11 protein-coding genes and 1 riboswitch are annotated in these 12,726 nt (G+C 40.3%); all 11 genes read left to right on the forward strand.

The features are described from left to right. The first annotated feature begins 105 nt into the window (after nt 1-105). The 11 genes from AC0VYJ_RS11310 to AC0VYJ_RS11360 all read left to right on the forward strand — a co-directional run bounded on the left by AC0VYJ_RS11310 (nt 106) and on the right by AC0VYJ_RS11360 (nt 12,718). A complete protein-coding gene (locus AC0VYJ_RS11310; protein WP_475367406.1) occupies nt 106-516 on the forward strand; it encodes a thiol-disulfide oxidoreductase DCC family protein in 411 nt (136 codons plus the stop codon). 167 nt (nt 517-683) lie between these two features. Continuing rightward, a riboswitch (purine riboswitch) is annotated at nt 684-786 on the forward strand. 246 nt (nt 787-1,032) lie between these two features. Continuing rightward, nucleotides 1,033-1,914 carry a 5'-methylthioadenosine/S-adenosylhomocysteine nucleosidase gene (locus AC0VYJ_RS11315; protein WP_475367407.1) on the forward strand — a complete coding sequence of 294 codons (882 nt, stop codon included), beginning with the start codon at nt 1,033-1,035 and terminating at the stop codon, nt 1,912-1,914. 261 nt (nt 1,915-2,175) lie between these two features. Next, nucleotides 2,176-3,066, forward strand: a complete 891-nt coding sequence (locus tag AC0VYJ_RS11320) for a nitrilase-related carbon-nitrogen hydrolase (RefSeq protein ID WP_475367408.1) — start codon at nt 2,176-2,178, stop codon at nt 3,064-3,066. Nucleotides 3,067-3,165: 99 nt separating this feature from the next. Beyond that, nucleotides 3,166-4,527 carry an NAD(P)-dependent oxidoreductase gene (locus AC0VYJ_RS11325; protein WP_475367409.1) on the forward strand — a complete coding sequence of 454 codons (1,362 nt, stop codon included), beginning with the start codon at nt 3,166-3,168 and terminating at the stop codon, nt 4,525-4,527. Nucleotides 4,528-4,547: 20 nt separating this feature from the next. Next, nucleotides 4,548-5,828 carry an NAD-dependent dihydropyrimidine dehydrogenase subunit PreA gene (gene preA, locus AC0VYJ_RS11330; protein WP_475367410.1) on the forward strand — a complete coding sequence of 427 codons (1,281 nt, stop codon included), beginning with the start codon at nt 4,548-4,550 and terminating at the stop codon, nt 5,826-5,828. Nucleotides 5,829-5,843: 15 nt separating this feature from the next. Beyond that, complete coding sequence (hydA, locus tag AC0VYJ_RS11335; protein WP_475367411.1) at nt 5,844-7,262, forward strand: dihydropyrimidinase; 1,419 nt, start codon at nt 5,844-5,846, stop codon at nt 7,260-7,262. Nucleotides 7,263-7,286: 24 nt separating this feature from the next. Next, the gene (locus AC0VYJ_RS11340; protein ID WP_194221657.1) at nt 7,287-8,768 is read left to right on the forward strand and encodes an NCS1 family transporter; all 1,482 of its coding nucleotides are present in this window, start codon (nt 7,287-7,289) and stop codon (nt 8,766-8,768) included. A 4-nt stretch (nt 8,769-8,772) separates the two neighbouring features. Beyond that, nucleotides 8,773-9,003, forward strand: a complete 231-nt coding sequence (locus AC0VYJ_RS11345; RefSeq protein ID WP_475367412.1) for a hypothetical protein — start codon at nt 8,773-8,775, stop codon at nt 9,001-9,003. Between the two features lie 14 nt (nt 9,004-9,017). Next, entirely contained in the window at nt 9,018-9,260 is a 243-nt protein-coding gene (locus tag AC0VYJ_RS11350) for a hypothetical protein (RefSeq protein WP_194221659.1), read from the forward strand. Nucleotides 9,261-9,550: 290 nt separating this feature from the next. Continuing rightward, a complete protein-coding gene (locus AC0VYJ_RS11355; RefSeq protein ID WP_475367413.1) occupies nt 9,551-11,140 on the forward strand; it encodes a PucR family transcriptional regulator in 1,590 nt (529 codons plus the stop codon). Between the two features lie 111 nt (nt 11,141-11,251). Further along, nucleotides 11,252-12,718 carry a CoA-acylating methylmalonate-semialdehyde dehydrogenase gene (locus AC0VYJ_RS11360; RefSeq protein WP_283152100.1) on the forward strand — a complete coding sequence of 489 codons (1,467 nt, stop codon included), beginning with the start codon at nt 11,252-11,254 and terminating at the stop codon, nt 12,716-12,718. The last annotated feature ends 8 nt before the right edge of the window (nt 12,719-12,726 follow it).

Genomic DNA, 12,726 nt, shown 5'->3' on the forward strand with positions numbered 1-12,726 from the left:
ACTGAACATGGAAATTATAGCATATTCCCCATCTTAGATTATGTAGTTATGATATACTTAGTATGTGAAGTAATGAGCATGTTTTAAAACGAGGTGAATGGAACAGTGGATACAACCAGAGAATCGAAAACAAACGTTATTCTTTTTGATGGGGTTTGTAATTTATGCAATGGATTAGTGAAGTTTATGTTTAAGTATGACAAAAAAGCTGTATTTTCTTTTGCCTCCCTCCAATCGGAGACGGCTAAACATCTCCTTCATGACGCTGAACTAACAGACGTTCCGGATAGTGTGATTGTCATTAAGGATGGAAAGGCACTCGTTAAATCAGATGCAGCTCTTTATATTGTAAAGCAGCTAGGAGGCTTTTTTAGTCTTTTTCTTGTACTCCGACTTTTACCATTAAGGCTAAGAGACAAAATTTATGACGGCATTTCGAAGCGCCGTTACAAATGGTTTGGGGAAAATGAAAGTTGTATGATTCCATCAAAAAAACAAAAAGAAAGGTTTCTATAATTTTAGGTCTAACTTTTTAATAGTTATTGTTAATTATCGTTAATTCCCATTAAATCTTTCTATATACTTCTCGAAAGCAATGAATGGCGAACGATTTTATTAAAAATATATTTAATGTTCATGTTTTAGTTGTGATGATCAAGAATGTCTGTTATGGTATTAAAGTACTAACTTAATCATTTCTTACTCGTATATTCTCAGAAATATGGTCTGAGTGTTTCTACCCGGTTCCCGTTAAAGTACTGGACTACGAGTTGAAGTATGCATGTAGCTGACTTAACATTTAGTTTTACTAATAACTTTGGCAGGGATATTTGACGCATATTTTAACTTTCGTAGGTCTGGACGGTAGAACATCTTCTACAAAATCCTGGCCTATTTCTTTTGATTTTAATACGAGAATCACATTCTAGAAAGGGAGAATGACGACAGAAGAAAAGTTTACTATTGTCAGTCACAAATCACGTATTTGATGAAGAAGAGTGTCCGAACTTACATACTAGGGAGAGAAAATCGATGAGGAAACCATTTTTTAAAAAATACGCTACATCAGCTATGATAACTTTACTTTTGTTAGTTGTTTTGTCAGCCTGTAACTCTGCACCAGAATCTTCAGCTGAACAAGAGAAAACAGAAAGACCAATCATTGTACAGGGACCAATGCCAATTGAAGCAGAAGAGTTCGCACAAAAATTAGAGAATGTAACAGAAGAAAATTCAGGTTCGTTCGTTTTTTACAAAGGAACGGTGGATGATTATCCTGTTATCGTTACGAAAACAGGTAAGGGAATGGAGAATACGGCAGCTGCAACTGCACTAGCAATAGAGAAGTATAACCCGATCGCGATTATCAATCAAGGAACATCAGGAGGACATGATCCTGAATTGGACGTATTTGATATCGTATTAGGGCAAAGAACCACAAACACGGGTTCATTAAAAACAACTAATCTCGAGGAGAATGAGGGTATTAAGCCAACGGAATGGAAACCAATGGACTTAATGGCGTCTGAAGGTAGCGCAGGAGAAGATCCAGATGCAGAAAATATCCGATACTTTGATGGAGATAAGGACTTACTTGCTGCCGCGAACGCCGTGAAGGATGAATATACAAAAGGAAAAGTTGTGGAAGGAACAATTGGTTCAGCGGATGTATGGAATAATGAAATTGATCGTATCAAGTGGTTTCATGAAAATTATGGTACATCCGTTGAAGAAATGGAAGGTGCTGCAGGAGCACAAATCGCTCAAGCTTTCGATGTGCCTTTCCTAGGGATTCGTATTCTTTCAAATAATAAAGTAAATGGAGGAGAATACAACCCAAATACTGCTGAAGCAAATCAGGAGTATGTTTATAAGGTCGTTCAACAATATATTAAGGATCAAAAAGATAACTAGCATCCATGAAGTGTCTAGTAATCGTAGACCATAAATACAACCATGGGATTTAACAAAAACAGCTTAAGTAGTAAGTGCGGAGAGAGCCGTACTTCACTTAGGCTGTTTTTTTGATCCATCTTCTTTTAAAGACTCGCGACAGAATGCTAGTTTTTTGTACATTTTATTTTACATTTTGTATAGTGCATGGAGGAAATGAATCTTCTACACTTTTATTAGAAAGAAAATTCAGTTAACTAATGTGAATAGGAGGGCATACATATGGCAGATTCAGTGAAAATTGGCCTAATTCAGGCAAAAAATGATGTGGAAGGTAGTGAATCAGTTGACCTTCACAAAGAAAAAGCCATTGAAAAACATATTCACCTTGTAAGAGAAGCAAGTGAAAAAGGAGCTCAAATTGTTTGTCTTCAGGAGATCTTCTATGGACCGTATTTTTGTGCAGAGCAGAACACAAAGTGGTATGACGCTGCAGAAGAGATCCCCGAGGGTCCAACGACAGTGAGATTTCAGGCGCTTGCTCGAGAACTTGGTATTGTCATTGTTCTACCTATTTATGAGCGAGAAGGCATCTCAACCTATTATAATACTGCTGCTGTTATTGATGCTGATGGGTCTTATCTTGGTAAGTACCGGAAACAACACATTCCACATGTAGCAGTTGGAGACAAAGGCCACGGATTCTGGGAAAAATACTACTTTAAGCCTGGTAATCTTGGTTATCCGGTATTCGACACGGCTTTCGCAAAGATAGGCGTGTATATTTGTTATGATCGTCATTTTCCAGAAGGAGCAAGACTGCTTGGTTTAAACGGCGCAGAGATCGTTTTTAATCCTTCTGCAACGGTAGCTGGACTTTCTGAGTACTTATGGAAGCTAGAGCAGCCAGCTCATGCTGTTGCGAACGGTTACTATCTTGGAGCCATTAATCGAGTTGGAACAGAGGGACCTTGGAACATGGGTGAATTCTATGGACAATCTTATCTTGTTGATCCACGAGGCAATTTTGTAGCGATGGGTTCAAGGGATGAAGATGAAGTGATTATCGGTGATGTAAATAAAAAGATGATTCGTGAAGTTCGAGATACGTGGCAATTTTATCGCGATCGCCGTCCTGAGACTTATGGGGAAATGACTTCACTATTGCCTTGATGGGAGTGAAAGCAGGTGTGGCTTCGCCGCCTGCTTTTTCATTTAAGGATCTATTAGTTTATCAAGCGGTAATGCGTAATTTAAACAAGGGGGACGAATATGAATACAAGCGAACCAGCGATCCAAAAGGAACTGCAGAAAAGGTTTACTGAAGTTGTTCCACCTCTCACGAATCAGGAAGCGTTTCAAGAATCTCAAAGATGTCTTTATTGCTATGATGCTCCTTGTATCAAGGCGTGTCCAACCGGCATAGATATACCAACTTTCATTAAAAAAATCGCTTCAGGAAACATGAAAGGGTCAGCAAAAACAATTATGACTGCAAACCCAGTAGGAGCGAGCTGTGCGAGAGTATGTCCGACAGAAGAACTATGTGAAGGTGCATGTGTGTTAAATCATTCGACAAAACCAATTTTAATTGGTAATCTGCAGCGCTACGCTACAGATTGGGCAATTAAAAATGATCAAGTGCTATTTAAACAAGGACAACCAAACGGGAAGAAAGTCGCAATTGTAGGTGGCGGCCCAGCCGGTCTATCAGCTGCTCGCGAACTTGCGCTACTTGGCTATAGTGTCACAATCTATGAAGCCGAGAAACAGGCAGGTGGACTTGATACGTATGGCATCGTGTCTTTTCGGTTACCAAAAGCCATTTCACTCTGGGAAGTGGAGCAAATTGAAAGGTTAGGCGTCACCATTAAAACGGGTGTGAAAATAGGCGTTGATCTTCCATTTGAAGAGTTAGTTTCAACAAATGACCGTGTTATTTTAGCAATTGGCATGGCAAATGTTCCAGATCTTCAAATTTCAGGGGAAGAAGCTGATGGTGTTTACGATGCCATTGAACTCGTCAAAATGACAAAGAATGCGCCATTTCCAACTCACTTAAAAGGAAAGAAAGTTGTTGTGGTAGGAGCAGGGAATACAGCGATTGATGGGGCAACCTGCTCTGTTCGACTCGGTGCAGAAAACGTCAAAATACTTTATCGTCGATCTGAACAAGAAATGACTGCTTATGACTTTGAATATGAATTTGCCAAGCAGGATGGCGTTGAGTTTCGCTGGTTAACACAGCCGGTTGAAATAATGACAAATGAAACTGGCGATGTAGAAGGAATGAAATGCGTCAAGATGAAGCTTGGAGAAGCGGCTAAAGATGGGCGAAGGAGGACAGAACCTATTCCTGATTCTGAATTCCTTATTGAATGTGATGCTGTGGTGAAAGCGATTGGCCAAAAGCGGCATCTTCCATTTATAGAAGAGCTTGGTCTTGCTCATAAAGACGGTGTCATTTTAATTAACCAAGAAACGATGGAAACATCGAATCCCAAAATCTATGCGTGTGGAGATGTTATTTTCGGAAAAGGACAGGGAGAAGCCATGGTTGTTTCAGCGGCTCAACAGGGGAAAACGGCTGCTTATCATATGCATGAAAGCTTAAAAGCAACGTACTCAGCGTAAGAGGAGAAAGGGGAATATCGATGGCAGATCTTAGAACGAATCTTGCGGGTATCACTTCACCGAACCCATTTTGGTTAGCATCCGCTCCGCCTACCAATTCCGGGTACCAAGTACAACGTGCATTCGAAGCGGGATGGGGAGGAGCTGTTTGGAAAACGCTTGGAGACCCGATCCTGAATGTTTCTTCGAGATACGCAGCCGTTCATTTCAATGGCCAAAGAGTAGCGGGTTTTAATAATATCGAGCTAATTACAGATCGGCCACTTGAAGTGAATTTGAAAGAAATCTATGAAACGAAGAAAAAATTTCCTAACCACGCCGTTGTCGCTTCATTAATGGTTGAGCCTAATCAGGAAGCATGGCATGAAATCGTTAAAAAGACGGAAGCAGCTGGCGTTGATGGCCTTGAGCTTAATTTTGGCTGTCCACATGGAATGGCTGAACGGGGAATGGGCTCTGCTTCAGGGCAGGTCCCTGAGCTTGTGGAGAAACAAACTTTTTGGGCAAAAGAAGCTGCAGAAACTCCAGTCATCGTTAAGTTAACGCCTAATATTACAGATATCACAGCGACGGCTGAGGCAGCTGTTAGAGGCGGAGCTGATGCGGTGAGTATGATTAATACAATTAATAGTCTTGCTGGGGTTGATATTGATACATGGCTACCGATTCCGCATGTTGGCGGAAAAGGAGCGCATGGCGGCTACTGTGGTCCAGCGGTTAAGCCGATTGCGCTAAATATGGTAAGTGAATGTGCGAGAAACAGCCGTATTAACGTGCCGATTTCTGGAATGGGCGGTGTATCTAACTGGCAAAATGCAATTGAATTTATGTTGATGGGGGCAAGCAATGTTCAAATTTGTACAGCCGCCATGCATCACGGCTTTCGAATTGTGGAGGATCTTATCGACGGATTGTCCTCTTACCTTGACGAACGAGGCATTCTTTCGGTCCAAGACATCATTGGGAAATCTGTTCCAACCTTCTCTGACTGGGGTAATCTTGATCTTAACCATAAAGTGGTGGCGCGTATTAACAATGACGTTTGCATCAATTGCAATAAATGCCACATTGCATGTGAGGACACCTCGCATCAATGTATCGATATGCTAAATGACCCAAATGGGCATGCGATTCTTCAAGTAAGAGAAGAGGATTGCGTAGGCTGCAATTTATGTTCCATTGTTTGTCCAGTTGATGGAGCAATCGATATGATTGAAGTACAAAATGATTTGCCAAAAATGACCTGGAACGAACGTCAATCTCTTATCGGTTCGCTTAAAGATATCAAAATATCCAAATAAGTAGGGGGATTTTAAATGAAAAAAATCATTCGAAATGGGACCATTGTAACGGCCAGTGAAACGTACCAGGCAGATATTCTAATATCTGATGGTATTATTTCTTCAATTGGTAAGAACATCGAAGAAGAAGGAGCTGAAATCATTGATGCGAGTGATCGTTACGTATTTCCTGGAGGAATCGATCCACATACACATCTAGAAATGCCTTTTGGTGGTACGGTCTCAAAAGATGATTTTGAAACAGGGACTATTGCTGCAGCTTTTGGAGGCACCACATCTGTCATCGATTTTTGCCTTACTGAGAAAGGAAAGCCTCTATCAACAGCGATTAAGACATGGCACGACAAATCAAAGGATAAATCGGTCATTGATTATAGTTTTCATTTAATGATTAGCGAAATAAACGACAGTGTTTTAGAGCAGCTTCCTGATGTGATCAATCAGGAGGGGATCACATCTTTCAAAGTTTTCATGGCTTACAAAAACGTTTTTCAATCAGATGATGAAACCCTTTATCGAACTCTTTTAGCAGCTAAAGAACTCGGAGCATTGGTCATGGTTCATGCTGAGAATGGTGATGTGATTGAATATTTAACGAAGGAAGCGCTATCGAAAGGTCAGACTGAACCTATTTATCACGCATTAACGAGACCACCAGAAGTGGAAGGAGAAGCAACAGGTCGTGCGGCCCAATTAACTGGTCTTGCTTCTTCTCAACTATATGTTGTTCATGTTAGCTGTCAGGAAGCAGCTGATAAAATTGCTGAAGCAAGAAAGAAAGGCTATGACATCCATGGCGAGACTTGTCCGCAATATCTTGTTTTAGATCAAACCTACTTAGAGAAACCGAATTTCGAAGGTGCAAAGTATGTATGGAGTCCGCCACTTCGTGAAAAGTGGAACCAGGAAGCTCTTTGGACGGCTCTTCGAACTGGACAGCTTGAGACGATTGGTTCTGATCAGTGTTCATTTGATTTTAATGGTCAAAAAGACCTCGGTCGAGATGATTTTACAAAAATCCCTAATGGCGGTCCAATGATTGAAGATCGGTTTAGTATTCTTTTCTCGGAAGGAGTACTGAAAAGAAGAATTTCATTAAACCAGTTTGTTGATATTACTTCAACAAAATCAGCGAAGCTATTTGGATTATTTCCTAAGAAGGGGACAGTATCAATTGGAGCAGATGCAGATTTAGTTATATTTAACCCTGAAACAAAACGCAAAATCTCTGCTGAAACACATCATATGGCTGTAGATTACAATGCTTTTGAAGGAATGGAAATTACAGGTGAGCCAGAGACAGTTCTTGTAAGAGGAGAATTCGTAATTAAAAACAAACAGTTTGTAGGTACACCGGGGTCAGGGAAGTATATGAAGCGAGCAAAATATGGCAAGCTAAAAAACGTCACTGATAAGCCGATGATGATTCAGTAACAGACCGAAAAAGGGGATAGCTGAATGAAAAAAGATGAAAGCTATTTAAAGTCACCGGATCTTTTGCCCATTGCTCATAAAGATAGAAAGATAGGGACGGGCGGATTTGCAATGATGTGGGTTGGGATGGCTGTTGTTCTTGCCGCGTTTGCAATTGGTGGAGCCGGTGTTCAATCACTGTCACTTACGTGGGTTGTAGCGGCAACGATTATCGGAACCCTTGGGATTGGTTTATTTATTACAGTTATAGGTGATATCGGTATTGAACATGGTCTATCCTTTCCGGTATATATGAGGGCACCTTTTGGTACGATCGGTACACACATTCCTTCCATTGTGAGAGGACTTGCTGCTTCATTTTGGTTTGGAATCAATACGTATTTTGGTGCAACGGCAATGAATGCAATTCTAAATGTACTTTTTGGATTTGATAACTGGTTTGTGTGTTTTCTGATTTTCGCAACGCTTCAGCTCGTAAACACTGCACTAGGTATCAAAGCAGTTGAACGATTCGCAGATCTCGCTGCACCAGTGATCATTATCATCTCTGTATGGATGTATGCTTCATTATCCGATCAGGCAGTTGCACAGGGGCGAGAAGTATGGGCGTGGATTGAAAGCCCTGTGACCGGTGGAGCGGCAGTTACTGCTTTTCTTGTCGTTATCTTTAGTAATATGGGATTTTGGGCAACCATTTCAGCGGACATTCCTTCTATATCAAGATTCATCAAGGCTCCTAAATTCGAGCGGAATTGGGTGAAGCGTAATAAAGGAACGTTAGTAGGTAGTATGATTGCGCTACCGATAACGCAAACCTTTATGGTTATTATTGGTGGTGTATCCTACATTGCTGTTTCGAATTATGATCCAGTCGTTGCACTGCAGGAAGCCGCCACTGGTTTAGTTCTCGGCATTTTATTATTAATGATCGTTCTTGCTCAATGGTCAACTAATGTATCTGCCAACCTAGTACCAGCTGCCACAATTTTCTCCAATGTAGGTGGACCTAAAGTTCCGTTCTGGGCAGGTGTATTTATTGCAGGTATTATAGGATCAGTTGTTCAGCCGTGGAGCTTATTTAATATTCTCATACCGATCTTGCTCATAGTTGGTGGGATCTTATCTGCGATTGTTGGAATTCTTTTTGCTGACTATTATCTTCTAAGAAAGCGTCGCGTCAACGTTCCAGATTTGTATGAGCAAAACGGTCAGTATCGTTATATGAATGGGGTAAATGCCGCTGGATTTATCGCCTGGGTTCTCGGAGGATTAGCTGCTTATTTTCTCTCAAACTATTCATTTCTTGTAGGCTTTATTGTAGGTGCTGGGACTTACTTTGTCTTAGCAAAATACTGGTGGTTTAAGAAATATGAACAAGCTGAAATGATAGACCCAAGTGATGAGAAATACCTTGGGATAACAGTTGGTCGTGATTGGACTATCATGAGTGACAGTGAATCTCATGCTGTTCAAGAAGTGGGGAGTGCACTTGACGAAAGGAGCTAAAGAAATGAGAGAACATCAGCATTATTTAATCGAACGCGAGAAGGTCGACTATTTTATTGACCGTGGATATCGAATCAATGGTATTACCGAGAATTTAAGTGGGGCATTTATAGAGTTTATTCATAAAGACATGAAATCTGATGAAATTACAAAGGAAATTCTTCATATTCAAACCGCTGATGGGAGAAAATACTTCTCAGCTCTTCTTTTAAAACAGATGCAATCCGTTACTTAGAGAGGAGGAAGCTCATGGAGTACACTTTATATTCGAAGGATAGCGCTTATCCATGCGAAGTAACGATTGATGAAGAAAATGGTCGTTATATGATAAGAAAGGCGGATACGAGCGGAGAGATTTTCAATTCAGCAGCTGAGTTAACGCTCTGGATTCGATCAAATTGGAAAGAGACGGACTTCCGGAGTAAGAAACAATATTATTATTTAATGGAGTTATTAGACGAATACGAATGGGAAGTAGACACTGGGCAGTAGTTGCCCGGTGTTTTTTTACTTTTCGTGTACTGATGCAAATGATACCATACGCAAAATTTCATATACCGTAATGTAATGTAAAAAATTTAAGTAATTATGACTAATAATGTCATTATTTAGAGAATGCCTAGAAATGATTTTCACGATGTAGTAAAGTTATCCTCACGAGATGTAAGCGCTATCATAAATGATGGTTGAAAGATTATGTGCCGTAAAACCCCTGAATAGCAAAACTTCATGATTAGATTAACCATATAATCTTCAGAAGAGGAAGTGGTAGGATGCTGCGAATGACTAGTTTAACGGTCCATGAAGTGTTAGAGAGAGAACATTTTCATCATGCTACTGTCTTAGCTGGAAAAAACGGATTAGATCGAAGAATTAAGTGGGTTCACGTTATGGAAGTAACCAGTGTAAAGCAGCTATTACACGGTGAAGAATTGATTTTATCCACAGGATTTGTTTGGAAAGATAACATAAGTGTTTTTCGCTCTATTGTGCAGCAATTGATACAAAGTAAAGCTGCTGGTCTTTGCATTGAAATAGGTACATACATGGATCATATCCCTTCAGAAATAATCGAACTTGCCGATCAGTATCATTTCCCCATTATTGCATTTACAAGAGAAGTTCGATTCGTTGATATCACACAGGACCTTCACTCCCTCTTAATTGCCCATCACTATCAAATGATTTCAGATCTGGAGCAGTTTTCACAGGAACTCAATAACCTTCTTCTTGTACCAGGATGTTTAACAAAGATTTTAACGCTACTTTCCATAAAAACAGGTATGCAGGTGATTTATAACCCTAAAGAAGCTGAGCCTATTTTTGCACCTGAAGCAACGGAAGAAAAAAAGGATACGTTTTTGCATTTTCTTACGATCCAACCAGAGGGTAAAGGCCTCGTGCTCCAACATGTTCGTGCAATGGATTATCACTTTGCGAATCTCATACTTGTCCCTGCGCAACATGCTTCGATTTCTGATTACGATATGCTACTACTTGATCGAAGTGCTACGGCAATCGCTCAATATCTTTTACGAGAATTATATATTGAAGAGAAGAAGCGAGCTCTTGAAACTGAATGGTTATACGATTGGATTGAAGGAAAGCATTCTGAAGAAAGAGTTTTATCCTATCTTGTAGATGTGGATGAAACACTTATTCCACGAGGTCTTCATGTATGCACGTGTAAATTCAAAAAACATCATGATACCTACACTTCTTCTCAGATGACATACTTTATGCTTCTCATGCGGTCTGTTTTTGAACAGGAAGGTTTCTTTGTATTATCGTTAACATCAAGGAATAAACTGATAATCATCATTCTAAATCGTCGATCTGAAGCAGATGTTGATCACCGTTTACGAGAGGCCTTTGAACGTTTTCTTCAAAGCGACATCTTACAAAAAGAGTCTGTACCAGAAGTGGAGAAAATAGGAGTAGGTAAACATGTCCACCTCTTAAAAGACATGCATAAAAGCTATGATTCATCTCTTGAGACACTTGTCATGAAGGAGAAACTATTCTCACAATCATCTATAGTGACCTACTACAATGACTTCCATATTTACCGTATGATCTTCCAACTAGCTAAGGGGAGAGAACTTAATGAATTTATGTTTGATTATTTAGACCCCGTTATGCAATATGATTCGAAGAATAACAGCAACTTACTAAATACGTTGAAAGTCTACATGTGTTGCAATGGATCAAAAAAGGAAACGGCTGAACAGCTTTACGTTGTACGACAGACCCTTTATCATCGGTTAGAAAAATTAGAAGAGTTACTTGGGAGTGATTTTATGTGCTCTCCTAAGCGGCAAGCTATTGAATTCTCGTTACATGCATACGATTATTTGAAACAAAATGGATAAAATGTGCAACGTGTACAATAGGCTCCTCATCCATGTTACGTTTTGTCTAATGTATGAGTGCCATTACATCCCCTACAATAAAGATATGAACGAATCAAAGGAGGGCATGTAATGACAGTTGTAAAGAAGGAAACGGCCGTATTAAAAAACTTTGTTAATGGGGAATGGGTAAACGCCAAAAGTAAAGATACGCTTGACGTCCCAAATCCTGCAACAGAAGAGAACCTCGCATATGTGCCACTATCGTCAAAAGAAGACGTTGATCTTGCTGTTCATGCTGCGACCACTGCATTTGAAACATGGAGCAAAGTTCCTGTTCCAAAAAGGGCACGAGTATTGTTTAAGTATCATTCCCTTCTAGTGAAAAACCACGAGGAACTAGCTGAGCTCGTTGTTAAAGAAAATGGAAAGAGTTATAAAGAAGCATATGGAGAAGTGCTTCGTGGTATTGAATGTGTGGAGTTTGCGACTGGAGCACCTTCTTTAATGATGGGAGACAATCTGTCTACGATCGCTGAAAGTATAGATTCAGAGATGTTCCGCTATCCTGTGGGTGTTGTTGGGGGAATTACTCCATTTAACTTTCCAATGATGGTACCTCATTGGATGTTTCCTCTTGCCATTGCCTGTGGGAATACGTTTGTTTTGAAGCCTTCTGAACGTACGCCCATTCTTGCTAACCGTATGGCGGAACTGTTAACAGAAGCTGGTTTACCAAAAGGTGTATTTAATATTGTGCACGGTGCTCATGACGTTGTAAATGGATTGATAGAACATGAAGAAGTAAAAGCAGTCTCATTCGTAGGCTCTCAGCCCGTTGCTAAATATGTCTATGAACAAGCGGCATCACGAGGTAAAAGAGTGCAGGCGCTATCTGGTGCCAAAAATCATCATATTGTGATGCCTGATGCAGATATCGAAAAGGCTGTTCAACAAGTCATTAGTTCGACATTTGGTAGTGCAGGTCAGCGTTGTATGGCTTGTAGTGCCGTGGTTATTGTTGGAGACGGTGAAGCGTTTATTTCTGCTTTAAAAGACAAAGCAAATGAATTGAAGATGGGGAATGGATTAGATGAAGAGGTGTTGCTAACGCCAGTCATTCGAGCATCACATCGTGAAAAAGTTCTTGGATACATCGATAAAGGTTTAGAAGAAGGAGCAGCGTTAATTCGTGATGGACGCAGTGACATGAAAGAGCATGAGCAGGGGAATTTTATTGGACCTACTATCTTTGATGAAGTGACACCAGAGATGACGATTGCAAAAGAAGAGATTTTTGCACCTGTTCTTAGTTTATTACATGCTGATGGGATTGATGGAGCGCTTGGTATTCTCCGCAAATCTCGGTATGGTAACGGCGCAACAATTTATACGAAGGATGCAGGGGCGATTAGGAAATTCCGTGAAGAAGCCGATGCTGGCATGCTTGGCGTAAATGTTGGTGTTCCAGCACCTATGGCTTTTTTCCCTTTTTCAGGATGGAAGGATTCTTTCTATGGAGATCTTCATGCAAATGGAAAAGATGGTGTGAATTTCTATACAAAAAGAAAAATGATTACAACTCGCTTTGACTACTAGAGGGGAGT

The sequence above is a fragment of the Anaerobacillus sp. 63XJN7_5_ISO-PGPR-S23-430 genome, from assembly GCF_056173695.1.